At 58.4% G+C, this 26,549-nt stretch carries 28 protein-coding genes; 15 read left to right on the top strand and 13 right to left on the bottom strand.

Annotated elements, in window-relative coordinates; translation table 11 throughout:
- Window positions 1-2: 2 nt before the first annotated feature.
- The 3 genes from ACR3E0_RS15820 to ACR3E0_RS15810 all read right to left on the bottom strand — a co-directional run bounded on the left by ACR3E0_RS15820 (window position 3) and on the right by ACR3E0_RS15810 (window position 1,551).
- A complete protein-coding gene (locus ACR3E0_RS15820) occupies window positions 3-758 on the bottom strand; it encodes an NAD(P)-binding domain-containing protein (RefSeq protein ID WP_480479771.1) in 756 nt (251 codons plus the stop codon).
- Window positions 755-1,240, bottom strand: a complete 486-nt coding sequence (gene purE / locus ACR3E0_RS15815) for a 5-(carboxyamino)imidazole ribonucleotide mutase (protein WP_480479770.1) — start codon at window positions 1,238-1,240, stop codon at window positions 755-757. The genes ACR3E0_RS15820 and purE overlap by 4 nt, the downstream gene beginning before the upstream one ends.
- Window positions 1,241-1,326: 86 nt before the next feature.
- Window positions 1,327-1,551 carry a DUF465 domain-containing protein gene (locus ACR3E0_RS15810; protein ID WP_170429428.1) on the bottom strand — a complete coding sequence of 75 codons (225 nt, stop codon included), beginning with the start codon at window positions 1,549-1,551 and terminating at the stop codon, window positions 1,327-1,329.
- Between the two features lie 166 nt (window positions 1,552-1,717).
- On the opposite strand from ACR3E0_RS15810, the gene ACR3E0_RS15805 reads away from it, so the two are divergent.
- From ACR3E0_RS15805 to ACR3E0_RS15790, 4 genes are read left to right on the top strand one after another with little or no spacing between them, the layout of a single operon-like run.
- A complete protein-coding gene (locus ACR3E0_RS15805; protein ID WP_480479769.1) occupies window positions 1,718-2,131 on the top strand; it encodes an Hsp20 family protein in 414 nt (137 codons plus the stop codon).
- 5 nt (window positions 2,132-2,136) lie between these two features.
- Entirely contained in the window at window positions 2,137-2,361 is a 225-nt protein-coding gene (locus tag ACR3E0_RS15800) for a DUF1150 family protein (protein ID WP_480479768.1), read from the top strand.
- A 51-nt stretch (window positions 2,362-2,412) separates the two neighbouring features.
- Window positions 2,413-3,300 carry a PhzF family phenazine biosynthesis protein gene (locus ACR3E0_RS15795; protein ID WP_480479767.1) on the top strand — a complete coding sequence of 296 codons (888 nt, stop codon included), beginning with the start codon at window positions 2,413-2,415 and terminating at the stop codon, window positions 3,298-3,300.
- Window positions 3,297-4,163, top strand: a complete 867-nt coding sequence (locus tag ACR3E0_RS15790) for a glycosyltransferase family 10 domain-containing protein (RefSeq protein WP_480479766.1) — start codon at window positions 3,297-3,299, stop codon at window positions 4,161-4,163. Before ACR3E0_RS15795 ends, ACR3E0_RS15790 begins: the two co-directional genes overlap by 4 nt.
- A 68-nt stretch (window positions 4,164-4,231) precedes the next feature.
- On the opposite strand, the gene ACR3E0_RS15785 is transcribed toward ACR3E0_RS15790, so the two are convergent.
- The 3 genes from ACR3E0_RS15785 to trxB all read right to left on the bottom strand — a co-directional run bounded on the left by ACR3E0_RS15785 (window position 4,232) and on the right by trxB (window position 8,950).
- Window positions 4,232-5,950: a bifunctional sulfate adenylyltransferase/adenylylsulfate kinase gene (locus ACR3E0_RS15785; RefSeq protein ID WP_480479765.1), complete on the bottom strand. Its 1,719-nt coding sequence runs from the start codon at window positions 5,948-5,950 to the stop codon at window positions 4,232-4,234.
- Window positions 5,951-6,145: 195 nt separating this feature from the next.
- Window positions 6,146-7,846 (bottom strand): adenylate/guanylate cyclase domain-containing protein, encoded by a 1,701-nt coding sequence (locus tag ACR3E0_RS15780; protein ID WP_480479764.1) that lies wholly within the window; start codon window positions 7,844-7,846, stop codon window positions 6,146-6,148.
- 162 nt (window positions 7,847-8,008) lie between these two features.
- The gene (gene trxB / locus ACR3E0_RS15775; RefSeq protein ID WP_480479763.1) at window positions 8,009-8,950 is read right to left on the bottom strand and encodes a thioredoxin-disulfide reductase; all 942 of its coding nucleotides are present in this window, start codon (window positions 8,948-8,950) and stop codon (window positions 8,009-8,011) included.
- 224 nt (window positions 8,951-9,174) lie between these two features.
- Between trxB and ACR3E0_RS15770 the strand changes: the two genes are divergently transcribed.
- Window positions 9,175-9,675, top strand: coding sequence for an Lrp/AsnC family transcriptional regulator (locus ACR3E0_RS15770; protein ID WP_170429452.1), 501 nt, complete (start codon window positions 9,175-9,177; stop codon window positions 9,673-9,675).
- 117 nt (window positions 9,676-9,792) lie between these two features.
- Here ACR3E0_RS15770 and ACR3E0_RS15765 read toward each other — a convergent pair whose 3' ends face one another.
- From ACR3E0_RS15765 to lgt, 5 genes are all read right to left on the bottom strand, one after another.
- A complete protein-coding gene (locus ACR3E0_RS15765) occupies window positions 9,793-10,575 on the bottom strand; it encodes a Hint domain-containing protein (RefSeq protein ID WP_480479762.1) in 783 nt (260 codons plus the stop codon).
- 328 nt (window positions 10,576-10,903) lie between these two features.
- Window positions 10,904-11,032, bottom strand: a complete 129-nt coding sequence (locus ACR3E0_RS15760) for a hypothetical protein (RefSeq protein WP_480479761.1) — start codon at window positions 11,030-11,032, stop codon at window positions 10,904-10,906.
- A 271-nt stretch (window positions 11,033-11,303) separates the two neighbouring features.
- Complete coding sequence (gene pgeF / locus ACR3E0_RS15755) at window positions 11,304-12,062, bottom strand: peptidoglycan editing factor PgeF (RefSeq protein WP_480479760.1); 759 nt, start codon at window positions 12,060-12,062, stop codon at window positions 11,304-11,306.
- Window positions 12,059-13,126: a class I SAM-dependent methyltransferase gene (locus tag ACR3E0_RS15750; RefSeq protein WP_480479759.1), complete on the bottom strand. Its 1,068-nt coding sequence runs from the start codon at window positions 13,124-13,126 to the stop codon at window positions 12,059-12,061. Before ACR3E0_RS15750 ends, pgeF begins: the two co-directional genes overlap by 4 nt.
- A complete protein-coding gene (gene lgt, locus ACR3E0_RS15745) occupies window positions 13,123-14,010 on the bottom strand; it encodes a prolipoprotein diacylglyceryl transferase (RefSeq protein ID WP_480479758.1) in 888 nt (295 codons plus the stop codon). The genes ACR3E0_RS15750 and lgt overlap by 4 nt, the downstream gene beginning before the upstream one ends.
- A 98-nt stretch (window positions 14,011-14,108) precedes the next feature.
- Between lgt and ACR3E0_RS15740 the strand changes: the two genes are divergently transcribed.
- The 5 genes from ACR3E0_RS15740 (at window position 14,109) to ACR3E0_RS15720 (ending at window position 17,315) form a co-directional block, all read left to right on the top strand.
- Window positions 14,109-14,357, top strand: a complete 249-nt coding sequence (locus tag ACR3E0_RS15740) for an accessory factor UbiK family protein (RefSeq protein WP_480479757.1) — start codon at window positions 14,109-14,111, stop codon at window positions 14,355-14,357.
- A gap of 321 nt (window positions 14,358-14,678) precedes the next feature.
- Window positions 14,679-15,179 carry a type III secretion system chaperone family protein gene (locus tag ACR3E0_RS15735; protein WP_480479756.1) on the top strand — a complete coding sequence of 167 codons (501 nt, stop codon included), beginning with the start codon at window positions 14,679-14,681 and terminating at the stop codon, window positions 15,177-15,179.
- 39 nt (window positions 15,180-15,218) lie between these two features.
- Complete coding sequence (proC, locus tag ACR3E0_RS15730) at window positions 15,219-16,034, top strand: pyrroline-5-carboxylate reductase (RefSeq protein ID WP_480479755.1); 816 nt, start codon at window positions 15,219-15,221, stop codon at window positions 16,032-16,034.
- A complete protein-coding gene (locus tag ACR3E0_RS15725) occupies window positions 16,027-16,365 on the top strand; it encodes a tRNA-binding protein (RefSeq protein ID WP_480479754.1) in 339 nt (112 codons plus the stop codon). Before proC ends, ACR3E0_RS15725 begins: the two co-directional genes overlap by 8 nt.
- Window positions 16,365-17,315 carry a 2-hydroxyacid dehydrogenase gene (locus ACR3E0_RS15720; RefSeq protein WP_480479753.1) on the top strand — a complete coding sequence of 317 codons (951 nt, stop codon included), beginning with the start codon at window positions 16,365-16,367 and terminating at the stop codon, window positions 17,313-17,315. The genes ACR3E0_RS15725 and ACR3E0_RS15720 overlap by 1 nt, the downstream gene beginning before the upstream one ends.
- Here ACR3E0_RS15720 and ACR3E0_RS15715 read toward each other — a convergent pair.
- The gene (locus tag ACR3E0_RS15715) at window positions 17,312-17,890 is read right to left on the bottom strand and encodes a thymidine kinase (protein WP_480479752.1); all 579 of its coding nucleotides are present in this window, start codon (window positions 17,888-17,890) and stop codon (window positions 17,312-17,314) included. The two genes, ACR3E0_RS15720 and ACR3E0_RS15715, sit on opposite strands and share 4 nt — an antisense overlap.
- Before the next feature lie 358 nt (window positions 17,891-18,248).
- On the opposite strand from ACR3E0_RS15715, the gene ACR3E0_RS15710 reads away from it, so the two are divergent.
- Window positions 18,249-18,710: a hypothetical protein gene (locus tag ACR3E0_RS15710; protein WP_480479751.1), complete on the top strand. Its 462-nt coding sequence runs from the start codon at window positions 18,249-18,251 to the stop codon at window positions 18,708-18,710.
- Window positions 18,711-18,854: 144 nt separating this feature from the next.
- Window positions 18,855-20,648, top strand: coding sequence for a hypothetical protein (locus ACR3E0_RS15705; protein WP_480479750.1), 1,794 nt, complete (start codon window positions 18,855-18,857; stop codon window positions 20,646-20,648).
- A 32-nt stretch (window positions 20,649-20,680) separates the two neighbouring features.
- On the opposite strand, the gene ACR3E0_RS15700 is transcribed toward ACR3E0_RS15705, so the two are convergent.
- Complete coding sequence (locus ACR3E0_RS15700) at window positions 20,681-21,805, bottom strand: beta-ketoacyl-ACP synthase III (RefSeq protein WP_480479749.1); 1,125 nt, start codon at window positions 21,803-21,805, stop codon at window positions 20,681-20,683.
- Window positions 21,806-21,972: 167 nt separating this feature from the next.
- On the opposite strand from ACR3E0_RS15700, the gene ACR3E0_RS15695 reads away from it, so the two are divergent.
- Genes ACR3E0_RS15695 through ACR3E0_RS15685 form a run of 3 tightly spaced genes read left to right on the top strand, consistent with a single transcriptional unit; the run spans window position 21,973 to window position 26,536 of the window.
- The gene (locus ACR3E0_RS15695; RefSeq protein WP_480479748.1) at window positions 21,973-22,449 is read left to right on the top strand and encodes a MarR family winged helix-turn-helix transcriptional regulator; all 477 of its coding nucleotides are present in this window, start codon (window positions 21,973-21,975) and stop codon (window positions 22,447-22,449) included.
- A complete protein-coding gene (locus tag ACR3E0_RS15690) occupies window positions 22,437-23,474 on the top strand; it encodes an efflux RND transporter periplasmic adaptor subunit (protein WP_480479747.1) in 1,038 nt (345 codons plus the stop codon). The genes ACR3E0_RS15695 and ACR3E0_RS15690 overlap by 13 nt, the downstream gene beginning before the upstream one ends.
- Before the next feature lie 11 nt (window positions 23,475-23,485).
- Window positions 23,486-26,536 carry an efflux RND transporter permease subunit gene (locus tag ACR3E0_RS15685; RefSeq protein WP_480479746.1) on the top strand — a complete coding sequence of 1,017 codons (3,051 nt, stop codon included), beginning with the start codon at window positions 23,486-23,488 and terminating at the stop codon, window positions 26,534-26,536.
- Window positions 26,537-26,549: the final 13 nt, after the last annotated feature.

Below are 26,549 nucleotides of genomic sequence, written 5' to 3'. Positions count from 1 at the left end.
CTTCACGTCTCCAACCGTTTTTCTATGGCACTCAGCGCTGACTGCAGCGCATCGTGTGCCCGACCCGACCGCAATGCGTCTGTCATCTGCAAGCTCAGCGTGCCGTCAGTGGCCAGCGCATCGCGTTCCCGGGCAAGCTGCCCGGCTTTGCCTTTTTCGGTCGCTGCGAGAAACCCGGCGACGAGCTGGGTCGTGTAAAACTCTGCCCGGTCCGCATCACCCGTTGCATCCGTCAGCCACTCCGCTCCGGTGGCCATCAGGTCCAAAAGGCCGGGAACCAGCGCGCAAATTGCAAAATGGGCATTCAACGCGGCCTCATCCACCACTTTTACCACCGGATTTTCCGGTTCGAACAACGCAGATAGCAGGCTGTCATTCCCAAACGCAGCCAAGGGACAGCCTCCGTCCTGCAAAAAACCCAAAGGGATGGTCTGAACAAAGTCAGACACAGGCGCGCACATCACAGCAAGCTGATCCCTTGAGATACCGGCCATAACAGACACGATCTGCTGATCCGCCCGAAAGGTCAGCGAATCCAAGACCTCTGCAGCGCGGTTTGGGCGCAGACAAAGGACTATAATCTCGGCAAAATCGACAACGGCCTGCGGTGAGCCAACGATGACGCCCAACTCGACCTGCAAGGCTGCAGACACATCGGCATTTCGTTCGGTGACTGCAATCTCATGCCCGCGGGAAGCCAGAAACCGCACCATTGGGGCTGCGATATGGCCCGTTCCGATAAATCCAATGCGTCTCATTCTTGGGGCTCATCGGCAATCGAGGCTGAAAGAGCTGCACGCCACGCATCCAACCGGTCGGCCAGTGCCGGATCCTGCAATGCCAGAATGCCCGCCGCCATCAGGCCGGCATTTGCACCGCCCGCCGAACCGATGGCCATGGTGGCGACCGGAAAGCCCTTGGGCATCTGAACGATGGAATAGAGGGAATCGACCCCGGACAAAGCCCGGGTCTGCACCGGTACGCCGATGACAGGAATGCGGGTTTTGGAGGCCATCATGCCAGGCAGATGCGCCGCGCCGCCCGCACCCGCGATGATCACGTTCAAGCCGCGCTGGGCGGCGGTCTTGCCGTAGTCCCAAAGGCGATCAGGGGTACGATGCGCCGACACGATGCGTTTTTCGTAGGGCACGCCCAGTTCGTCCAGAATATCGGCAGCTTCCTTCATCGTGGGCCAGTCCGACTGGCTGCCCATGATGATCCCCACTTTGATCTCACCCATCCGCTCGTATCCCCGGCATGTCAAAGAGCGCGCACTATAGCTAAATCCGCCTTCGTGGCAATGCGTTAGCGTTTGCCCGCCGCATGTCAGGCAATGATGTCGGGGGTCAGGCGGTCTTCGATCAGGCGGATCAGGTCTTTCAGCTTCAGTTTCTGCTTTTTCAGGCGCTTTATGGTCAGCTGATCCGACGTGCCTGTGGCCTGCAATGCTTCGATTGCTTCGTCCAGATCCCGGTGTTGTCGACGAAAGACCTCTAATTCAACCTTCAGAACTTCATCTGTCTTCATTGAAAGGTCGGTGGGCGCGTTCATGGGCGACTCGATTTAGTAGGTGGTGCATTTCTACACAAGATAGTGTGTTGAGGTGAATCCGGCCAGACCTTGTGGACATCCTGATTTCTTCCCATATTCTATTGTACGCGGTTGCCTAAGCAGGGACCGCTCAGAACGTCGCTTTGGCAATAAAGGACGAGAAAACGTGTCAAAACTTACTCTTGGCTCATACCCGCATCTTTTGGGGTTCGAGCAGTTGGAACGCCTTCTGGAACGGTCTGCAAAGGCCGGAAACGAAGGGTATCCGCCCTACAATATCGAACAGACCTCGGATTTCTCCTATCGCATCACCCTGGCCGTTGCCGGGTTCGCGGAAGAGGATTTGTCGATCACCATTGAAGATCGCCAGCTTGTGATCCGGGGCCGTCAGCGCGACGACAGCGAAGGACGTGTGTTCCTGCATCGTGGCATTGCCGCGCGCCAGTTCCAGCGGATGTTTGTTCTGGCCGATGGCGTCGAAGTTGGCGAAGCGATCATGGAAAACGGATTGCTGCACGTGGATCTGACACGCGCCGTTCCGGAAACCGTGGTGCAGACAATCAACATAAAGAAGGGGTAAGAGCTATGAATACACCGATTGAGATCAACACCGAAGGCGACCGGATCGTCTATGTAAAAGCCGTCGATGTGGCAGACCTGCCGCATGATCTGCGCGATCAGGCGGGGGATTTGGATCATCTGTACGCCGTGCACGATTCCGATGGGCAGCAACTGGCGCTTGTGGCCGACCGCAAGCTGGCATTTTCGCTCGCCCGGCAGCATGATCTTTCGCCCGTGGCCGTTCACTGATACGGCCCAACGATCCTTGAAATGACTTGTTGAGGTCCGGAACGGGGGCGCATGAGCTGGTTCAGTTTTGATTGGGTGGATGCCTTCAGCGACCGCGCTTTTGGGGGTAACGGATGTGCCGTTGTGCACGACGGTGCGGGGTTATCCGAAGAGGTCTGCACCGCGTATGTCCGCGAGACCTCGCTGGTGGAATGCACATTTACCGGGCCGTCCGACATTGCAGACGTGCGGGTGCGGTATTTCCTTGCCAGCCGTGAAATCCCGTTTGCCGGGCACCCGACGATTGCCACAGTCGCGGCCATGCGGTCCCGTGGATTGATTATTGGCGATTCCCTGACACTGGAAACCGGCGCTGGTCTTGTGGCGGTCCAGCTGAATGGCGATGAGATCGAAATGACACAGATCGCGCCAAGTTTTGGCGCGCAAGTTCCTGTGGAACTGGTTGCTTCTGCCATCGGGCTAAGTGCAGATGCAATCATCTGTCCTCCCCAGATGGTTTCGACCGGGCTGCCATTCTGCATTACAGTCCTGCGTGACCACGACGCTCTGCGGGCCGCGCATTTGGCCGAGGGCCCGCTGCGCAAGGTCGCCGCCGCCGCAGGTCATTCCGGTTCGGATATGGCCGAGCCGTTTCTGGTGACACTGCAGGGGGCTACCGCGTCAGGTGACACCTTTTCGCGTCTCTTGATGGCGCCGCCCAGCCCGCCGGAAGACCCCTTCACCGGATCGGCCACCGGTGCCATGGCAGCCTACCTGTGGAAATACGGGCTGATGGAGAATGACAGGTTTATCGCCGAACAAGGCCACGACATGGGCCGCCCCGGGCAAGCAACCGTGACCCGAGTCGGCCCGGTTGAGGCCATGACAGGAATCAAAGTCGCCGGACGCGGCCATGTCCTGATGCGCGGGCAGGTCGATTTGCCCGAACGTCTGCCATGACCGAACCGGCCATCGCCATTCTGCCCTATGGTCACCGCTTGGGACCAAAGCTCGGCAAAATCCCACTGTCGGAACTTATCTGGCCGGAAGGCTGCCCGGATCGCCTCAACGGGAAGTCTGTGGGTGATCTAGACCCGACTGACCACCTGATCATGTATCCCAACTCAACCGTGCATCTGCGCCTGCGCCGGGGCACACGGGCACAGATCTCGCTGATGATGGGCGAACCGTCCGCCATTCACGGCAAGCACGACCGGATGTTGCGGGTGACCTGGCGGCGATTTTTTCGCGTGCTCACCTTTCATGACGTTTTGCTGCAAAGCCTCCCGAACGCTGTCTTTCTGCCCTATGGCGCGACGATGGTGCCCGACTGGCGCGAGTTGCCGGTGCAGAAAACCAAATCCTGCTCGCTGATCGCGTCGGCTAAACGCGACCTTTCAGGACATCAGCTGCGCCATTCCGTTATCGACTGGGTGCGCGACACAGGCGTAGATGTCGACATCATGGGGCGTGGCTATACGCCTTTTGAACGCAAGTCCGACGGGCTGGCACCTTACCGCTATTCCGTGGTGATCGAGAATGTCCGCGAGAAGAATTATTTCTCGGAAAAGCTGATCGATGCGATCCTGTGTTCGACCGTTCCGATCTACTGGGGCTGCCCGAATATCTCGGATTTCATGGATACTGCTGGCATGGTTCTCTGTGAGACCGAAGACGAAATCCACAAGGCCATCAGCGCAGCGTCAGCCGAAGACTATGCGGAACGTCTGCCCCATTTGACAGCGATCCAGTCGAAAGCAGCAGATTTCGGCGAATTCGAACGGCGCGCCGTTGCGGCGCTACGCGCGGAATTGAGTATCTGAGAAGCCTGAATGGAAAAAAGCCCCCGATGCGTCGGGGGCTTATAATACCTCTCGGCGTTTTACCGGGACTACGACGCGGCAATCAGACCCATGCTTTCAAGTTTCAGCAGGACCTGATGGGCGCAGTTGTCGACCTCCACATTCTCGGTCTCAACGCGCAGTTCGGGGTTTTCTGGTACATCGTAAGGATCTGAGATACCGGTGAATTCCTTGATCTTGCCTTCGCGCGCCAGCTTGTACAGGCCTTTGCGGTCGCGACGTTCGCATTCTTCGATGCTGGTGGCCACATGCACTTCGCAGAACGCGCCAAAGGCTTCGATATCTTCGCGCACCGCGCGCCGGGTGGTCGCGTAAGGTGCAATCGGCGCGCAGATCGCGATACCGCCATTCTTGGTGATTTCGCTGGCGACATAGCCGATGCGCCGGATGTTCAGGTCGCGATGCTCTTTCGAGAAACCCAGTTCCGACGACAGGTTCTTCCGTACGATGTCCCCGTCCAGCAATGTCACCGGACGCCCGCCCATCTCCATCAGCTTGACCATCAGCGCGTTGGCGATGGTCGATTTGCCCGAGCCCGAGAACCCGGTGAAGAACACGGTAAAACCCTGCTGGCTGCGCGGGGGGCGCGTTTTGCGCAACTCTGACACAACCTCGGGGAAACTGAACCATTCGGGAATCTCCAGCCCCTCGGCCAGACGGCGGCGCAGTTCGGTACCCGATATATTCAGGATCGTGACATTGTCCTTGTCCAGAATCTCGTCATTCGGCTCGTATTGGGCGCGTTCCTGCACGTAGACCATATGTTTGAAATCGACCATCTCGATGCCGATCTCGTCCTGGAACTTGCGGAACAGGTCCTGGGCGTCATACGGGCCATAGAAATCCTCGCCGGCCGAGTTCTTGCCGGGGCCTGCATGATCGCGTCCGACAATGAAGTGCGTGCAGCCATGGTTGGCGCGGATCAGACCGTGCCAGACCGCCTCGCGCGGGCCCGCCATCCGCATCGCCAGGTTCAGCAAGGACATAGAGGTTGTTGCTGCCGGGTACTTGTCCAGTACGGCCTCGTAACAGCGCACGCGGGTGAAGTGATCCACATCGCCGGGTTTGGTCATGCCGACGACCGGGTGGATCAACAGGTTGGCCTGCGCCTCCTTCGCGGCGCGGAAGGTCAATTCCTGATGCGCGCGGTGCAGGGGGTTGCGGGTCTGGAAGGCGACGATCCGACGCCAGCCCAGCTTGCGGAAATAGGCTCGCAATTCGTTCGGCGTGTCGCGCCGCGCGCGGAAGTCGTAGTGGACGGGTTGTTGAATACCAACCACAGGACCGCCGAGATAGACCTTGCCCGCAACGTTGTGCAGGTAGTTCACGGCCGGATGCGCCTGATCGTCAGCGCCAAAGACATGCTCGGCCTCGCGCGCCTTGTCCGGTGTCCAGCGGTCTGTCACCGTCATCGTACCCAGAATAACGCCTTCTTGATCGCGGAGAGCAATGTCCTGCCCCAGTTCGATCTGTGCGGCGAAATCCTCACTGACATCGAGTGTGATCGGCATCGGCCAGAGTGTGCCGTCCGCCAGACGCATATTCTCGACAACATTGTCGTAATCCGCTTCGCTCAAAAAGCCTTTCAGCGGGTTGAACCCGCCATTCATCAGCAGTTCCAGATCACAGATCTGCCGCGGGCTCAGATCCCAGCTGGTCAGGTCGGCGGCTTCCACCTTCAGTTTCTGGGCCGAGTCATATGAAACGAATAATTCGGGAATGGGCGCCAGATTGCTTAACATCGTCATCAGAATACTCTTATCGCAGTGTTGTTTTGCCAGTGAGTCTTGGTCGTTGGAGGGCATTTGCCCCGACCGTCCGGCGAAGTCCACAGGCACAAATGAAACAAAGGACGATATGCGCGGTTTTTTTCTGGAATGGAAGGTTTTTCCGGCCTGAAAAGCAAAACGGGACCGTGGTTCCCTATACAGGCAACAATCCGATCACTCCGAGTACATGTGTTCCTGACCGTGGACAGGCTGATCGAGGTCAGAGGCCCGCGCGACCGGCAGGGCCGGGACCGGCTGCGTGACACCGCGCAGTTGAAAGAGGCGGATGTCATCCGGGTTGATGGCAACATCTGCCGCCTGCAGCAATTCATCGGATACCAGCAGTTCGACCCCCAGCGCCTTGGTTTCGCTTTCCAGTCGGCTGGCGACATTCACGGCATCCCCGATTATGGTTCGGGACGCATGTCCCGCCGCCCCGATTTCACCCAGAACCAGATCGCCCAGATGCAAACCCATGCCAATGCGGATCCGGGGGCTGCCTTCGGAATCCAGTTGCTGATTGAAACTGTCCAGCGCACGGCTGATATCGATCGCTGCCTTCAGCCCCGCGCGGGCTGAACTTTGCGCGTCGGGTTTTTCGAAAACGGCCAGCAGGCCGTCTCCCATATACTTGTCCACGAAACCACCTTCGTCGGTAATGGCCGGGACTATCGCGTCGAAAAACCGGTTGAGCAGGAAGACGATGTCATAGGGTAACTGCCCGGTGGTTCGCGCCGTAAACCCCCGCATATCCAGAAACAGCACGGCAAGCTGCCGCTCCTGCCCCTGACTCGCGTGCCCCCGATTGCGACCGCCGTCCGGGCGAAACACCCGAAACACCGAGACCGGTTCAGTGGGGCGGATCTGACAGGCAAGCCGTGTTTGAGAGGATGCGCCAACCGCCGCCAGACTGCGGGCTTCGACATCGCTGGGCGGGGGAAGGCCGTCGGATCCGTCTTCCACAATCACCCGGCAGGTTGTGCACCGTCCCTTGCCACCGCACAGGGCCGTATGGGGTATGCCGTTGGCCTGCGAAATCTCCAGCAGCGTCATACCCTTCTCTGCGACCACGTCGGGTCCACGAGTGTAGTGCACACGCACAGAGTGCCGGCGCCGCCAAAGCTTTCGGCCGACGTAAAACAACGCCGTAACGGCCAACGCCGCCAGGAAGGCAAACAGCGCGTTGTCCTTAACGCTGAACAGAATCTGAAACTGTTCGGGCGAGGGCCAGTTGTAATGCTCTATGTACTGCTCCCGCAAAAAGGCGTCGGAAAAATCTGCCCAGATACGCCGGCCCTCGGTCAAAAGCCCGGCCAAGGCAAAGGAAGGAACAAACACGGCCAGCCCGATCAGATAGGGAACCGTTCTGGACCACCACCGCGTCAGGCGCAGCCACATATGCAGACCGATGCACCCGTGAATCCAGACAATCAGCAGCAGCAGGCTTTGCATCCAGATTGCCGAGCTGGGCCACATCAGGATGATGATATAGCCCATCTCGTCATTGACGTCGAAGACCTCATGCGCAACCCGCGTGTGCACAATGTGAGAGATTAGTTGCAGAGGGATCAGCAGCCCCAGCACGATTTGCAGAACCGAGCTGAACGGCATGCGCAGGGTTCTGCGTCGGGCGATGGAAGTTAACGCCAGACCGGCGTGAACGAACAAGGCCAGATAGATCACCGCGCTCATGACATTGTGTCGTGTCACGGCCTGTCGACCGTCCTGCATGTCATGCAGATAGTCGGTGTGAAACAGACCCAAGCCAATGTTGATGAAGTGAAAGAAGGCAAAGGTAAACAGAATCAGCCCGCTGCCGATCCTGAGTCGGGTTGCCCACCCGCCTCGCCAAAGAGCGCTGTTTAACGCTGCCACCTGCAATCACCTCGTTTTGCCCAAGTGTGCGATCCCTCCGGGTATGGGTCAAGCGGGTGGCAAATAGCAAACGAGTGAAGAATAGCGCTGTTCACGCACGCCAGCGGCCTCCAGCACTGATAAATCAGCGATGATCCTGCCGATGGCGTGCTCAGGTACGTCTCAGTCCTGCTCGGCCAGAAACCGCTCGGCATCCAGGGCCGCCATGCAGCCCATGCCGGCGCTGGTGACTGCCTGACGGTAGATGTGGTCGGTCAGGTCGCCGGCGGCAAAGACACCGGGGATCGAGGTTTCGGTCGATCCAGGTTTGGTGATGACATACCCACCCATATGGGTTTCTAGTGCGTCCTTGACCAATTCATTCGCGGGCGCATGTCCGATGGCCACGAATACGCCCTTACACGGAATCTCTGTGATCTCGCCGGTCTTGACGTTCTTGACGCGTACGCCTTCAACGCCCAGCGGCGCATCGGTGCCGATCACTTCCTCCAGTTGATGGAACCAGAGCGGTTCGATCTTGTCGTTCTTGAACAGACGGTCCTGCAGGATCTTTTCGGCGCGCAATTCGTCCCGGCGATGGATCAGGGTGACCTTGCTGGCGAAATTGGTCAGGAACAAGGCTTCTTCGACAGCCGTGTTGCCGCCGCCAATGACCACAATTTCCTGCCCGCGATAGAAGAAACCGTCGCATGTGGCACAGGCCGATACGCCAAACCCCTTGAATTTCTCCTCGGACGGCAGGCCCAGCCATTTTGCGCGGGCGCCCGTCGCCAGTACCACGGCGTCGGCTGTGTATGTGGTGCCGCTGTCGCCCTTGGCCGTAAATGGCCGTTCGCTCAGGTCCAGGTCGCTGATGATGTCACCGATCACTTCGCATCCCATGGCCTTGGAATGATCTTGCATCCGGACCATCAGGTCCGGGCCTTGAACTTCGGTATCCCCCGGCCAGTTCTCGACTTCGGTGGTCGTGGTGAGCTGACCACCCGGCTCGATCCCCTGCACCAGAATAGGGTTCAGCATCGCTCGGCTGGCGTAGACGCCGGCGGTATATCCTGCGGGTCCTGATCCGATGATCAGAACCTTGGTGTGTCGTGTGTCGGCCATGGTATCCCCGCTCGAACTGCCTGATATGGGTTTTCACCCGTCGCTAGGATATAGCGGCGGGTCGCCAACGCTTAAAGCCCTTTCCTGCGGTTAACCCGCTATGCGCTGACCGAATGGCAACGCAGGAAGAAGAGTTTTGAAAACAAAGAATATTGCGCCATTGCGAAACAATATTGCGCACGAGCGGGGTGCTGATATAAGAACCGAAAAATCAGGAGCGTTTTATGGTCACGACTCGGCTGGATGATATCGACCGCAAGATTCTGGCGGAATTGCAGGCAGACGGTCGCATGACCAATGTGGAGTTGGCCAAACGGGTTGGAATCTCGGCCCCGCCATGTCTGCGGCGAGTGCGCACATTGGAAGAATCCGGTTACATCACCGGTTACCACGCTGAGGTCAACGCGCGCGAATTGGGTTTTGAGGTTCAGGTCTTTGCGATGGTCGGTCTGGACAGTCAGGCCGAAACGGAGCTGCGCGCGTTCGAAGAGCGCTGCCGCGAATGGCCTCTGGTCAGGGAATGTCACATGCTCAATGGCGAGGTGGACTTTATCCTGAAATGCGTGGCCCCGGACCTCAGCAGTTTTCAACAGTTCCTGACGGGCGAGTTGCTGACCACGCCGAACGTGGCCAGCGTCAAAACCTCGCTTGTTATCCGCGGCGCAAAAGACGACCCAGGCGTACCGTTCGACGTTCTGGAAGAACGAATGAACCGGACGGCGTGAACCGCATAGTGTTTGGTTGCGTGGTGCACGGCGGTAAAAGCGCCGAAATCACCATAAACAAGATCCAACTCAGTAATATCTGCATGATGCCCCCGCTCTGCAGCAATCGTTAACAACTCACGCCGTAATCGCGTCCACTTCTCCGTCTCCGGCGCGCGGCATCAGCAGCGGGCCAAAATCGTTCAGCGACTCGATATGCGCAAACAGGTTCAAATAAATCGAGCGAAGCGAATGGCTGATCATCCGAACCGCGTTCACACCTGGGTGATACGTTTCAAACTGTAAACCGTCGACCCGGATTACAGAGTGTCGCCTCAGGCAAATGTGAAACAACTCGACCGGTGTAGGCGGCATTGTTTCGATGACACCCATTCCGTCCTGAAACTCTGCCACCGGCGCCAGAATCGGTGCGCCGCCATGCAGATGGCGCAGATGCGCAGGTGTGCCAAGCAACCGGGCCGCCGGACCGGCAATGACGCCGGACATTGGTTTCTGCATCCCGAACGTATCGGCCATGATCCGGGTGAGGGGCCGTGTCCGCCCCCGCGAATCCTCGCGTCCGGGGATCAGTGTGACCGACCCTTTCCACAACACGGTTTCAGAGGTCCCATCCTGTGTCAGGACGCTGTCGCCCGGCATCAGGTCCTCGATTGCCATCGGTCCCTGCTGGGTTTCGACCAGCGAGCCGCGTGAGAAGGCGCAGAACGCGTCCTCGAACATGGGCAGAGCGGGCGCGATATGGCGTGTTTGAGAAACATCGCCGTTTTTCAGGAGGCTGCTAACCTCATAGCGCCGCAGCTGTGCCTTTGGCGTTTCAGCCGGCCGCGGCACCTCTCTCAAAACGGCCGACGTACCGACTGCATTTCTGGCCGCGCGGGCCAATGAACTTGGAATAGTCATAAATATCCCATCCTTCTTAATACTCCGCCGGGCGGGGCGTACCCCCGTGCTGGCCCGCCTGGCAGACTGGTTCTTTGCCTTGAAACAAATGGGTAACCTCTGGGCACCGGCCGAATAGGCAGTACACAGCGACATAATTTCGCGTTCCATCGGTCAACACATTGACCCCCCAGACAAACTCGTACTTTGCAGGCTGCAATTGCCCGCACACACACCCCAAAAACATGCCGCGGAATGTATCGCGACCTCTCACGCACCAGACCGGAGCAGTTTCTGATGCATGTTTGACCCATCGGGACCGGCAGCTTGGTCCGTTGGGATTCCTGTTTCAGCGTCGAGCCGCCAGACGGCGGGCAACCCTGACAGAATTGCTTGAAACTCGTTTCCACGGCATGTCCAGTTTCTGGTTCCGTGTGGCGGCAACCACCGCGCTGAGAAAGCGAGATTTCGGTTTCATTTCTTGATCCTGCTCTGTTTGAGGTCTGATGCCTCGTATCCCTTGTGAACCTAATGTGACGCTGATTTGCGGCAGGGATAAGGCTTATGCGGGATCAAATGCGGACAAAAAATGAAGTTTGACAGCCCTTCCTAATACCGATGCCAGAATTCACGTGTCTGAATGTCAGTTAACAACCTGAAGACCGGCAAAAACTCGTTACGATTCTGCCTTAGGTAAACAAAACAATTGTGGCGGAAAGGTGGCAAAACTGCCTTATTTCGGGCAAGAACTACAATCTGATGGCAGAAATCAGGCGCCCGTAATCGGCTTCCTTGGCGTGGGTTGCACGGCGGTAGGAATAGAACCTGTCCGGGTCCGAATATGTGCAATGCCGTGTCCATTCGGCATCTCCGATTCCGGCCTGCCTCAGCCGGTGCAGGCCAAAGGCGGGCAGATCAAATTGCAGACGGTCGCCCTGACCGTTGGCAAAAAACCGAGTGTTCTCCGGTGAATCCGCGATGAAATCGTCCAAAAGCTCGGGGCCGACTTCATAGGCCCGTTGCGAAATTGTAGGTCCGATTACAGCACGGGTGTTTGAACGATCGGCGCCCAAAGTCTCCATGGCGTCCAGGGTTGCCTCAAGCACACCGTCCAGCGCACCGCGCCATCCGGCATGGGCGGCACCAATGACCTGAGCGTCAGGATCGGCAAACAGGACCGGCTGACAGTCGGCTGTCAGGATCGTAAGGGCCAGGCCCGGCGTCGCCGTCACGACCGCGTCGGCTTTGGGTTTGTCGCCATCGATTGGGCCCTCAACGGCCAGAACCGTCGGAGAATGCACCTGATGCACGCCGACCAATGCGTCGGCGGCCACGTCCATCGCATCTGCCACACGGCGTCGGTTCAACGCCACGGCTTCGGTCTGATCAGACGATCCATGGCCACAGTTCAGGCCTGCGAAGATGCCCGAAGATGCCCCGCCGCGGCGGCTGAAGAATCCATGCCGGACAGGGGACAGCATGTCTGAGGTCAGAATTTCCAGCGTCATGGCTCGAGTCCCGGTGGAGGTGCCGAATGTACTGGATAGAGACCCAGCACTTTGAACAGGTTTCCCATTTCCTCCGGGTGCGTCAACCGGCGATGTGCGGCAATCGTAGTGTCCAGTTCGGAACCGCTCAGCGTTCTTGCCAGAATTTGCGCGCGTGCGGTGATCCCCAGCCGCTCCAGAAACACACCCTGCGGTGTCAGGCGGGTATGCGCGCATCCTGCTGCCCTGGCGGCCTGAGCCAAGGGTTCGAAGTCCACATGGCACGTTAGATCGGCCTGCCCGGGTGCAGCCAGCGGATCGACACGCTCATGCTGCTGCAGGGCTTGAAGCGTATCGCCCAATGAATGCCAGTCGCCGTAATCGACGATCAGGGCGGTTCCGCCATGCGCGGCAATCCGCGCAGCAATGACGGTCAGGATCGGAATTGCGGCCGGGCACAGCTCGACCAGATCGCCATCCTCGGTGTCCGCCAGTCTGTCCCGCAAGGCCATATGAGGCGCCCTTGGGCCCAGGCCAAATCTCAAGGTGTTTGCCTGTTCGCCAATCAACCGCTCGCGCCAGCCATCGCCATCCCGCAAGAATTGGCGGACGGGCAGGGCATCAAAGAACTCGTTAGCGACCAGCATCACGGGCAGGTCCGGCAGATCGGAGACGCTGTTGATCCATGCAGGATCATACGCGTCCAGCGTCTCGGCCTGCATTTTCCTTAAGACGGGCGACGCCTCGAGCAAATAGAGCTCTGCCGCTTTGTGAAACCCCGGAACGCTGCGCGTTGCCCGCAGGATATCGGTCATGAGGGTGCCGCGCCCCGGGCCAAGTTCGACCAGCGCGAACCGGGCTGGCCGACCCTGATCCATCCAGCTTTGCGCCAGACACAGTCCGATCAGTTCGCCAAACATCTGGCTGACTTCGGGGGCGGTGACAAAATCACCCCGCACCCCAAGCGGATCGCAGGTCGTGTAGTAGCCCATCGTCGGGTGCAAAAGGCATTCGGTCATATAATCTGACACGCTCATCGGCCCGTCTTGCCGGATGCGCGCGACCATATGATCCAGAAGGGTCACCGATCTCGTCCGGCGCGCAGCGCAAGCCAAAGACCCAACGCGATCATGGGCAAGGACAACACTTGCCCCATTGTCAGGCCATACCCGCCAACGTGGACCGCCAGCCCCAGTGGATTCCCCAGCGACACGAATTGCGCGTCGGGCTGACGGAAGAACTCTACCAGAAACCTTGAGGCGCCGTAGCCCGCAAAGAAAACGCCCATTACTAATCCCGGCCTGCGAAACGCGCCGCGCCGGTAGGCAAGCCAGACCAGAACAGCCCCCAGCAGAAGGCCTTCCAACGCAGCTTCGTACAGCTGCGACGGGTGCCGGGCACACATGCCGACCACCACACCGGGACAGTCCTGCGCCGCCGCGCCCGGAAAAATCACGGCCCAGGGCAGTTCGCTTGGACGGCCCCACAACTCGGCATTGACGAAGTTGGCCAGCCGCCCCAGCAGCAGGCCGGGCGGCACGGTGTAAGCAATCATATCACCCAGCGACAAAACCTGAATTTTGTGGCGGCGCGCAAACAGGTAGGACGCTACAACAACGCCCAGCAGACCTCCGTGAAAGGCCATGCCACCCTGCCAGACCATCGGAATCTCCAGCGGGTGCGTCAAATAGTATCCCGGCTGATAAAACAGCACGAACCCCAGACGCCCGCCCAGGATGACACCCAGAATGATCCAGGTGACCAGGTCTTCTAGTTGATCCGCTGGCATCGGGGGCGTGTCATCCCGCCACAAAGCGGGACGGCGCAGAGCCGTTACCGCCATGCGCCAGGCAATCAGGATACCTGCGATATAGGCGAGCGCGTACCACCTAAGGGCGAATTCCATCCCGAACAAAGAGATCGAGAACAGCTCGGGCGACAGATCGGGGAAATTCAGAACAGCCTGCATGTGCGCTTCATTGCACGGGGGCCGCAGGGCAAGTCAACCTTGTGTCCGCGCTATTCTTTACCCATATAGAGGGCAAGTGCGAAATCGGGAGTAAGACCATGCAAACCCGCAACAAGATCCTGGATGATGTCTCTCAGTTGATGACCAATGCCATGGGCGTGGCGCAGGGCGCGCGGGAAGAGGCCGAGAACGCAATGAAGTCGATGATCGACCGATGGCTGGCCGACCGGGACTTTGTCACGCGTGAGGAGTTCGACGCGGTTCGCGCCATGGCTCAGAAAGCGCGCGAAGAGAACGCAGCGCTCGAAGAGCGTATCGCCGCGCTTGAGGCGGCATCGAAAAAGTAGCGCGCTGGCGCCGCTCGTACCCCTGATTGTCTTGCAGAAGATCCTCCGCACAATCCGATGTCGGCTTGTGCGGTGCGGCGAAGTTTGACGCATCGCAGAATTTTATCAAGACAAAGCTGCGCCGAGTGCCAATATTTTGACTGCCGTTGCCGGCTATCCACAACTTATTGCTGATATCCCCAAAATTGGGGGTTGCCAGAGTCTCACCTACATCGCACCATATTTAGTACGAGCACGCGGGGGAAGCCCGGCTTGTAGAGCAGGCAACTAGCGCTGGGGCGCTGCCAGCCCCCAAATGCTAGAGATTAGTGAGGTGGCATCATGGCCCTTTCCGAGCAATTTCTCGAAGAAGACCTTCATCCGATCGATATTGTTGAACATCTGGCCGAACATCACGACTGGGATTTTGACCGGATCGGCGACGATCAGATCGCCATGGCCGTCGAGGGTCAGTGGCGGACATATTCGATCACGCTGGCCTGGTCCAACTACGACGAAACATTGCGCATGGTTTGCTCATTTGAAATGGAACCGCCGACCGATCGCGAATCCGAGTTGTATGAGCTGCTCAACAAGATGAACGATCAGTGCTGGGCCGGTGCGTTCACCTATTGGGCAAATCAGAAACTGATGGTCTATCGCTATGGGCTGGTTCTGACCGGCGGCCAGATGGCAAGCCCGGATCAGATCGACACGATGATCACCGCCGCCGTGCTGAGTGCCGAGCGTTATTACCCTGCAATCCAGCTTGTGACCTGGGGCAACCGCGATCCCGAGGATGCGATGCAAGTCGCCATTGCAGAGGCCTACGGCCGCGCGTAAAGCTTTGCCCCAAACCGGAACGCAGCGGAGGGGCAATCCATGGACATGTCGCGTGTCGCCGAACAGGGGCTGGTGCTTCTGGGATGCGGTAAGATGGGATCCGCGATGTTGGCGGGCTGGCTGGATCACGGCCTGCCCGCAGCATCCGTTTGGGTCATTGATCCAGAGCCGTCTGACTGGCTGAAAGAGCAGGGCGTCAACATCAATACACCGCTTCCCGAGGCGCCCGCCGTGGTGCTGGTGGCCGTCAAACCGCAGATGATGGGTGAAGCCCTGCCAGCGATTCAGGCGCTGGGCGGAGGCAGCAGCCTGTTCATATCCGTGGCCGCAGGCACATCCATTGCCACTTTTGAGCAGGTTCTGGGCGATGGCACGCCAATCGTGCGCACGATGCCCAATACGCCGGCTGCGATCCGTCAGGGGATCACGGCCCTGATCGGGAACTCGTACACATCGGGTGACCACCTTGAAATGGCGGAAGACCTGCTTGCGGCCATTGGCGAAACCGTCCGTCTGGAGTCGGAATCGCAGATGGATGCCGTGACGGGGCTGAGCGGTTCTGGTCCGGCCTACGTCTTTCACCTTATCGAGGCGCTTGCAGCAGCGGGCGAAAAACAGGGCCTGCCGCACGATCTGGCGATGCGGTTGGCCAAATCCACTGTCGCCGGGGCTGGGGCGCTCGCCATGGCCGCTGACGAAGATCCGTCGCAGTTGCGGATCAACGTGACCTCTCCCAAGGGCACAACTCAGGCGGCCTTGGAGGTTCTGATGCACGAAGAACAGGGGTTCCCCGATCTTCTGCACCGGGCCGTCACGGCGGCAACCGAACGATCAAAGGAGCTATCGCGTGAGTGAAATCAGCTTTGACGACTTTCTCAAAGTCGATATCCGTGTCGGTCAGGTTACCCGCGCAGAACCCTTTCCCGAGGCCCGCAAACCCGCGATCAAGATGTGGATCGACTTTGGGGATGAAATCGGCGAACGCAAGTCCTCGGCTCAGGTCACTGCACACTATGATCCGGTGACGTTGATCGGAAAACAGGTTCTGGCGGTGATCAATTTCCCGCCGCGCCAGATTGGGAAGTTCATGTCCGAAGTATTGGTATTGGGAATGCCGGACGAAGCCGGTGAGGTTGTCCTGATCGGCCCGGACAGTGATGTGCCTTTGGGCGGGCGGATGCATTGATGAGGCTCTGGATCACCCGACCGATGACATCGGCGGTTACGGACCGTGCCAGCACTGAATTCGACACCGAGTTTAGGACGTCCACATTACCCCTTAGCCGTGATGAACTGGTGCGGGCGCTCACCGACTTTGACGTTGTCGTTCCTACGCTGGGGGATCAGTTCTCCGCGCAGATGTTCGCACAGGTGCCTGCGTCGCGCTGCAAACTGCTCGCCAATTTCGGAGTTGGCTACAACCATATCGACGTGGATAGCGCGCGGGCGTCAGGGGTTCAGGTCACCAACACGCCGGGAGCCGTAACGGATGCCACCGCCGACATCGCCATGACCCTGCTGCTGTCTACCGCGCGCCGCGCGGGCGAGGGGGAACGGCTGGTCCGCTCGGGCGAATGGGAGGGTTGGCACCCCACCCAGATGCTTGGGCATCACGTCACCGGAAAACGGGTGGGTATCGTCGGCATGGGTCGCATCGGTCAGGCCATCGCCCGACGGTGCCGTTACGGCTTTGGAATGCAGGTGGCCTACACCGCACGCGGAGACAAAGAACTCGGCTATCCGGCGGATTACATGCCGGACCTGTTGGAATTGGCGGGCGCGGTGGATTTCCTTGTTCTGGCCGTTCCCGGCGGGCCCGACACCCGGCATATGATCAACGCGCGGGTTCTGTCGGCCATGAAACCGTCCGCGATACTGGTCAACATTGCGCGCGGCGAGGTCATTGACGAATCCGCGCTGATTGCCGGATTGCTGGCCGGTCAGATCGCAGGTGCCGGACTAGATGTCTATGAGTTCGAACCCGATGTCCCGCAAGCGCTGCGCGAAATGGACAACGTCACCTTGCTGCCGCATCTGGGAACGTCAACCGAAGAGGTACGCACTAGCATGGGCCATATGGCACTCGACAATGTTGCAGCCTTTGTTGCCGGTCGGGCGGTGCCAAACCCGGTTTAATCCCCGACCGCCTCGCGCCAATGTTTACGGCAGAGCGAGACATAGGTTTCATTCCCGCCGATCTGCACCTGCGCGCCCTCGGTGATGGCCTGCCCGTTTTCGTCCCGGCGAATCACCATCGTGGCCTTGCGCCCGCATTCGCAGATCGTGCGCACCTCGCGCATCTCGTCCGCCAGGGCCAACAGAGCAGCCGAGCCGGGAAACAGCTTTCCCTGAAAATCCACCCGCAGGCCGTAGGCTAGGACCGGAACCTTGAGATCGTCGACCACCCGCGCGAGCTGCCAGACCTGATCCTCGGACAAAAACTGTGCCTCATCCACAAACACGCAGGCGACCGTGCCGCCGGACAACCGCCTTTGAATCATAGTGAAAACATCGTCTTCGGGACGAAATGTGTCCGCCTGCTCCGATATTCCGATGCGCGAGGCAATCCGTCCGGCGCCCGCGCGCCCATCCACTGCCGCCGTCATCAGATAGGTGTCCATGCCGCGTTCACGGTAATTGTGCGACGCCTGAAGCAACACGGTCGACTTGCCCGCGTTCATAGTAGAGTAATTGAAGTAGAGCTTGGCCATGGCGCGGGTCTAAAGTGCCTGAACCCAACGAACAAGCCATCAGTGTCGAGGAATAAACCGACGTCGCCATTGCAATCCCAGAGGCCGAGCTTTCGCTCTTTGGGGATGGAACCCCCGCGTCCACAACAGCGACGCCGTCGGCCAGCATAATGGCCAAACCAGCGCGAGGCTAAAAAAACTGCCCCACATTCACTCATTACCGGCAGGAACTGCCGCCACTCACTCACAAAATCCCCCGCATATCTGAGGGATAGCCAATATATGACATTTCAATTATGACTGGAGTATGGGAAATTTCCCCGCCCTTTCCCCCAAACCGGCAAGCGGGAGCGGGCGCGCAGGTAACAAAGGTAAAGCAATGGCGGATATCGGGGCCTATCTGAAGAAACATACCGAGGCATTGGTTAAGGATGTCGGAATCGAAGCGGCCTGCGAGATAACAGGCAAATCCAAGGCCACCCTGGGCCGATATTATTCCGACAATGCCGAACATGCAGACCGGTTCATGCCGGTGGATGCGGTTGCGCGTCTCGAGAATGCAGCGACCTATCCGCATGTCACCTCGGCCCTGGCCGATCTCAAGAACATCACCTTGTCCTACGACGGGCGCAACACCGACACCCCGCGCACCGGTGGGGTCAATTCGGACGTCATCGCGCTGAGCCAACGCTTTGCCATGCTGATGACCGAATATCAGGCCGCGATTGAAGACGGGATCATCACGGTTAACGAAGCCAAGCGGCTGTTGAAAGAAACCAGCCTTCTTCAACAGGTGCTGATCGAGATGAAACTGCATCTGGAAGAAGAAAGCGTGAGCTGAAACTGCACCTTGAACCGTGTGAGCGATGCCTTGGCAACACTGCCAGAACTTCTGCCTTACGATGCAAACAACTGGTGCCAAGCTGCGCTTCCTTAGGCGATAAACAGGCACAACGACAAAACCCAACTCCTGAGGCGGACACGCATGCAAAATCTGCAGAAGCCTTACAGCACCCGGGCTGACAGGGTGGTGTGGCGGCTTTTTTGGGTCGCATTTGTCGTGCTCCTAACCCTCATGATGCTGAGCGGCCATGTACAGGGTCCGGACGACACCCTGCGGTGGGTTTCCGCAAGGGACTTGCTGATGGGACAGGGTTGGTTTGACCCCTATCAGCATCGCCTTGGGCCAGGGAACGGCACGTTGATGCACTGGTCGCGCCTGGTCGACGCGCCAATTGCCGCGATCTACTCGCTGAGTGCCCTGGTCCTTCCACCTGAATTGGCACTGAACCTGACTGCATTTATCTGGCCCTCCTTGCTGGCGGGGCTGACCTTGTGGGTTTTTGCGGTCACCGGTGGGGCGATGGGGGGACGAGAAGGCGCCGTTTCAGCGCTTGTCATGGGGGCGCTCGCAATACTGAACTCCGGGAAATTCGATCAGTTTTCCTTTGATCACCACGGATTGCAGGTTTTGCTTTTCGTAGCTGCCTACATGTTTTTTGTCCTTCGAAAGGATAAACCCTACGCCTGTTGGGCATTGGGTGCCTGCCTTGCTCTATCGGTTTCGATCGGCACAGAATCGCTTGCGCAGATCGCCTTGATCGGTGCCTTCGTCGCCGCAGACTGGATCTTGTCCGGCGTCGACAGCCGTCGTCGGACAATGGCTTTCAGTGCGGCGATTATCGTGACTCTTCTTCTGACGATTCCCGCGACCGCAAGCAGCGACAGCTTTTTCTTCCCTGGTTGCGATGCTTTGACCCTTAGTGTTGCACTGTCGGCCGCCCTTGCCGCTTTAGGGTTGCTGGGTGCCTCGTGTGTTGCATCAGGTTGGCCAATTTGGGCACGTGCCAGCTGCGTCCTGATAGTCGGGATAATTGTCGTATCTGTTACGTATTCTTACGCGCCGTACTGTCTGGATAACCCAATCCAGCAGATGTCGCCTGATGTGCGTAAGTACTGGCTGAGCCAGATAACCGAAGCGCAAGGTGTCACACTTGTCCTCCAACGGCACGCTGGCGAAACAATTGCGCTTATTGGTATTGCTACCTTCACGATAATCGCAACGATCGCGTTCATCCGCGTATCAGAACTCAAGATTGAGTACCTTTTGCTTCTCTTCCTGATGACGGCCAGTTTCGTCCTGTTTTTGTACCAGTCCCGGATGATGACTTTTCTGACTATGTCTCTGGTGGCCGTGCAGGCGCAAATCCTGCGAGTCATGTACGTTAAGTACAAGTTCGAAAAGCAACGGTTGTTCGGCGTATTGATGATCGGTTTCATCGCCCTTATGTCGCCGAAGATGGGGGGCAGAGTGGAAGGCTGGTTCACTGCGTCGACGGCGACCGGGGAACAGACTGCAGGCAGCGGGACGGGCGAACCTTCCCGCATCATATCCTGCAACGCAAAACACTCCTTCGAAACAATCCGCGATTTGCCGCCGGGGTTGGTCGTCACCGGGTTCGATTACGCGTCATATCTTCTCCGCTACACTGATCATTCGGCTCTGGCTGGCAATTATCATCGCAACGAAGCCGGGCTTCTGGCTCAGATTGATCTGTTCAGGACAGACGCGTCAGACGCGGGGCCGCGTCTGGCAGAGTTGGGTGTGGATTACATACTGATCTGCAAATTTCATCCCAGGACGGAATACTGGTCTTCCGTGTCCGAGGGCGCAGGCTTGCCAGCCGGGTTGTTATCCGGGGACTTGCCCGCGTTTCTTGAAGAAATTGATGGCGGCCCTGACGCTGCGTTCCATATCTTTCGCGTCAACAGGGGTTAGGGCATAGGATGGACACCGGCCTTGACGCCGGTTCAGCCGTGCCGTTTTACGATCACGGACCCGACGGAATAGCCTGCGCCGAACGAGCAGATCAGGCCGATATCGCCATCCTGAAAATCGTCGGAGTATTTGGAAAAGGCGATGATCGATCCCGCGGATGAGGTATTCGCGTAGTCCTGCAGGATATTGGGTTGCTCGCCCGGTTCAGGCTCGCGGCCCAGAACCTTTTTCCCGATGAAATCGTTCATCGTCTTGTTGGCCTGATGCAGCCACAAACGTTTCAGGCGTTTGCTCTCCACGCCTTCGGCATCCATGTGGTCACTGATATGCTTGCTGACCATCGGCAGGACTTCCTTGAATACTTTCCGTCCGTTCTGCATGAATTGCATGTCGCGCCGGTCGATCATCCCGTCAGGGCGCGACCGGCGGAGGAAGCCGTTGTTGTTGCGGATATTGTTGGAAAAAGCCGTGGCACAGCGGGTCGAGACAATCTCGAAATGCGGGCCGCGGGCATCTTCGATCCGTTCGATCAACGTGGCTGTCGCGACATCGCCAAAGATAAAATGGCAATCGCGGTCGCGCCATTCCAGATGGCCCGAACAGATTTCAGGGTTCACGACCAGTGCCGATCGGACCGAACCCGAGCGCACCATGTCAGCGGCCGCCTGAATGCCAAATGTTGCCGAAGAACAGGCCACATTCATGTCAAATCCGAAACCGTCAATCCCCAAGGCCTGCTGTATTTCAATGGCGATCGCCGGATAAGCACGCTCGTGGTTCGACGCTGCGCAGATCACCAGATCCACATCCGTCGCGTCGCGCCCCGCCTGCGCCAGCGCCTTTTTGCATGCATCCACCGCCATTTCTGTCATGATCCCGGGCTCGTCATCACTGCGCTGGCGCAACGCGGGATGCATGACATCCGGGTCCAGAATGCCGGATTTATCCATCACGTAACGGTTCTCGATACCCGAAGCCTTGAGAATGAATTCTTCGGACGAATGCTGCATCGGCTCCATCTGACCCGCCGCGATGGCTTCGGCATTCTCGGTGTTCTTCTTGTCGGCATACGCATTGAACGCCTCGACCAGTTCAGCATTCGTAATGACGTTATCGGGCGTGTAGACACCGGTGCCGGTGATCGCGGGGGTATACATGGCTGGTCCTGAAAGTTTTGGATTTGCCCAAAATGCAGTCACATCGACTTTTGATCAAGAGATGTTGACCCAAGGGAACGCTTTCTCTCCGGCCAAACTCTATTTCACACCTTGAATAGTTCGAAAAATGAAGTATATCGCCGCACGGACTTGCGCGGAGACCCGATATGCCAGACGACATAGCGTCCAGACTTGGTCGCCTCAGCCCTGAAATTCAGTCGATCATGGGGGTGTATGCCCTGTACTGGAAGCTGGAAGAGACCTTTGAGAGCATCGATACCGATCTGGGCCATCTGGAATGCCACATGCTGATCAAATTGGATCAGCCCAAACGCATGGGCGTTCTGGCAGCGGATATGCTGAGCGTACCATCGACCATCACCGCAACAGCGGATGCTCTGGAGCAGGCTGGCTACCTGACCCGCGAACGCGATCCGGCGGACCGGCGCGCCTGGCTGCTGGTGCTGACCAAGCAGGGTGAGGATACCCGCAACATGCTGGTGGCCGAGGCCGGAGACCTGTTTCACCGGGCCTCGGGCCTGAACACCGAAGAAACCGCCGAATTCGCACGAATGGCGTGTAAAATCCGTGACAACATTCTGAAAACCGGGATTCCCGAGGGACTGAAACTATGCGATTCCTGACTTCTCTGGGCCTTGCTCTGGCCGTACTGGCAACACCGCTTGCCGCACAAGATGCTCCAAAACCGGTGAAACTGATGCTGGTAAGTGAAACGACGCCGGGCTTCTCGCGCCAGTTCTTTGGTCGCGTCGCCGCACGTCAGACCGTCGATCTGGCTTTTCAGGTTGCCGGCCAGATCGTTGAAATGCCGGTGACCGAGGGGTTCGTCATCCCAAAGGACGGGCTCATCGCACGTCTCGATCAGGAACCGTTCGAGTTGCGTCTGGATCGCGCCCGCCTGCAGAAAGATCAGGCCGACCGCACCGAGGCCCGCCTGTCCCGTCTGCGGGGCACAGCGGCCAGTCAGGTTGCGGTTGATGACGCAGCAACCGAAGCTCAGCTTGCCGCAATCGCCTTGCGGGACGCGGAATATGAACTGGAAAACTCCACCCTGACAGCCCCCTTTAATGCGCTGGTGTCCAGCCGTGCGGTCGAAGCGTTTTCGACCGTTGCAGCAGGAACGCCTATCGTGCGTATCCACGATATGTCCGAACTGCGGATCGAGGTGGACGTTCCGGAAATTCTGTTCCAGCGCTCTGGCCAGAATGAGGACATCACCATCACCGCCAAGTTCCCGGTCAGCGACGAAATCTACCCGCTGGAGATCCGCGAATTTGATGCCGAGTCCTCAAGCGTGGGTCAAACCTTTCGCATCCAGTTTGGTCTGACCCCGCCAGAAGGTGTACAGATCCTTCCGGGCTCCTCGGTCACCGTCAATGTTCAGGTGCAGGATGAACGCCCAGGCATCATCGTGCCGCCAACAGCCATCGTTGCAGACGCAACTGGTGATCTCGGGGTCATGGTTTTCTCTCCGGTCGGTGCCGATGAAGGCACGGTGCGCCGCGTACCCGTCACCATCGAGCCGACACAAACAGGCGGTGTCCGGGTGCTGACGGGGCTGTCGGACGGCGATGAGATCGTGATCGCGGGCGGTGCGGTCTTGACCGACGGCCAGAGCGTCCGCCGCTTTGCTGGCTTCTCGAACTGAAGGGCGGACAGATGAAGATTGCGCGCGCTTCGATCGACCGGCCTCTCTACACGTGGCTGATCATCCTCATCGCCCTGTTTGGTGGTGTTTGGGGATTCCTCTCTTTGGGGCGGCTGGAAGACCCGGCCTTCACCATCAAAAATGCGGTCATTGCCACAGAATACCCCGGTGCCACGGCCGAGCAGGTCGCTCTGGAAGTGTCGGAACCTTTGGAATCTGCGATTCAGCAGATGGGCGAGGTGGATACGATCACGTCGGTCAATCAACCCGGCTTTTCCCTGATCGAGGTGGAAATCAAATCCACCTATGACGGTACCGAGCTCCCCGATATCTGGACACGCCTGCGTGCCAAGGTCCGCGATGCCGCCCGGGGACTGCCCTCTGGTGTTGGCCAGCCGTTTGTCAATGACGGGTTCGGTGACGTGTTCGGTCTGTTCTATGCGGTGACGGCCGAGGGTTTCTCGGATGCGGAAAAGCATGAACTGGCTACGTTTTTGCGCCGTGAATTGCTGACAGTGGATGGCGTCGCTGATGTCGAGGTTCAGGGTTTGCCGGACGAGGCGATTTTTATTGAACCCGATCTGGCCATTTCCGTGAACCAGAACGTCCCGTTTCAGGCCATTAACGACGCGATTGCAAATGCGGACTCGGTTAACGCCTCTGGCTCTCTGCGGTCAAATGGGGACCGCACGACGATACTGACGGCGGAAGGCTCGGACAGCGTTTCCGCCATCGCAGGCTTGTCCGTGGGGTCTCAGGGGCAGGTCATCAACCTGTTTGACATGTCCGATGTCTACCGCGCGCAGCAGACCGATCCTGAAATCATGATCCGCTTTGACGGGGTTGAGGCCTTTACGTTGGGCATTGCGGGGCTGGCCACCGAGAACATTGTCGAGGTGGGAAAACGTGCCGACGCGAAATTTGCCGAATTGAACACGGATATTCCTTATGGTGTCGAGATACTGCCCATCTATCAACAGCACGTGGTGGTCGAGCAGGCATCGAACGATTTTCTCGTGAACCTCGCCATGTCGGTGACCATCGTGGTCGCCGTTCTGGGGATTTTCATGGGGTGGCGGGCGGCCATTGTTGTTGGCTCGACCCTGTTACTGACGGTGGTGGGAACGCTGTTGTTCATGTCGCTGTTTTCTATCGAGATGGAGCGGATCTCGCTGGGTGCGCTGATCATCGCGATGGGCATGCTGGTGGACAACGCCATCGTGGTGGCCGAGGGGATGCAGATCTCGATGCTGCGTGGCAAATCCTCACGCGATGCGGCGGAAGAGGTTGCGTCGAAAACGCAAATCCCCCTGCTGGGCGCGACGGTTATCGGCATCATGGCCTTCGCGGGAATTGGCCTCAGCCCGGATGCGACCGGAGAATTCCTGTTTTCACTCTTTGCGGTCATCGGGATCTCGTTGCTGCTCAGCTGGGTTCTGGCCATTACAGTGACACCAATGCTGGGTCACTATTTCTTCAAGCAGGGCAAGGAAGGCGAGATTGACGCCTATGGCGGCATTCTGTTCCGTGTCTATGGTGTTATCCTGCGCTGGGCTTTGCGGTTCCGCTGGTTGGTGGTCGCGGGTCTGCTCGGGATCACGGTCGCCTGCTACGCGGGCTTTGGCCTGATGAAGCAGCAGTTCTTCCCGAATTCGAACACACCCTTGTTCTTCGTCCACTACAAACTACCACAAGGCACGCCGATTGCGCGCACATCCGAGGACATGACCGTTTTCGAAGACTGGCTTGCGGCGCGTGACGATGTCGTCTCCGTGACCACATTTGTGGGGCAGGGGGCGACACGGTTCATGCTGACCTATTCCGCCGAGAAGCCGAACCCGAGTTACGGCCACATGATCATCCGCACCGAAACCCTGGATGACATTCCGGCCCTGCAGGCCGACCTGGAAGCCTTTGGAACCGCGCAATTCCCCGAGGGTGAATTTGGTACCAAGCGGCTCGTGTTCGGTCCGGGTGGTAGTGATCCGATCCAGGCACGGTTCTCGGGCAGCGACCCGGTCATCTTGCGCCAGCTGGCGGACGAAGCGGTTCAGCGGATGGCCAATGCGTCGCCAAACGCGCTGCGTGTTCATCATGACTGGCGCGAACAGGAGTTGGCCGTTCAGCCGATCTACGCAACAGAGCGGGCCCAGACCGCAGGTGTCACACGCGAAGACATCGCCGCGACGCTGCAGTTTTCGACCGATGGGATAACCGGCGGTGTGCTGCGCGACCGGGATCGCCTGATTCCGATCATCCTGCGTCGCCCGGCGGGAGGCGATTACTCGATTGTTGATCAGGTGGTGTACTCGGATCAGTCCGAGAGGTTTGTACCAATTGAACAGATGGTGGACGGATTCGAATACAAATCCCTCAACACGTTGGTTCATCGCCGTGATCGGGTGCTGACCATTACCGTAGGAGCCGACATCCCACCAGACCTGACGGCTGCACAGGTTCACGGCGAAGTTCGTGACGCCATCGAAGCAATTGAGCTTCCCCAAGGCTACAAGCTGGAATGGGGCGGCGAATTCGAGGACTCAAGCGAAGCGCAGGAAAGTCTCGGCAGGCAACTGCCCCTGAGCTTGCTGATCATGGTTCTGATTTCCGTTTTACTCTTCAACGCGATACGTCAGCCGATCATCATCTGGCTGCTTGTCCCGATGTCGGTCAACGGTGTGGTCATCGGGCTACTGGGGACAGGTTTGCCATTTACGTTCACCGCGCTTCTTGGGTTGCTCAGCCTGTCGGGGATGCTGATCAAAAACGGCATCGTTCTGGTCGAGGAAATCGATCTGGTACGTGCAACCGGCAAACCCTTGCGCGAGTCGATCATCGAAGCCTCTGTCTCGCGTCTGCGCCCGGTCATGCTGGCCGCCATCACTACCATTCTGGGGATGGCACCCCTGCTGACAGATGCGTTCTTTGTCTCGATGGCGGTGACCATTATGGGAGGTCTAGCTTTTGCGACCGTACTGACCATGGTCGCGGCGCCGGTCTTCTACCTGCTGTTCTTCAGAAGGGAAGAGAAGCATCAGCTTACCGCTCAACCGGTTGACTAGAAAAGGAAAAGCC

This window comes from Ruegeria sp. AJ12, from assembly GCF_056536245.1.
The sequence above is the reverse complement of the archived record's forward strand: the minus strand, read 5'-3'. Positions and strand labels throughout refer to the sequence as shown.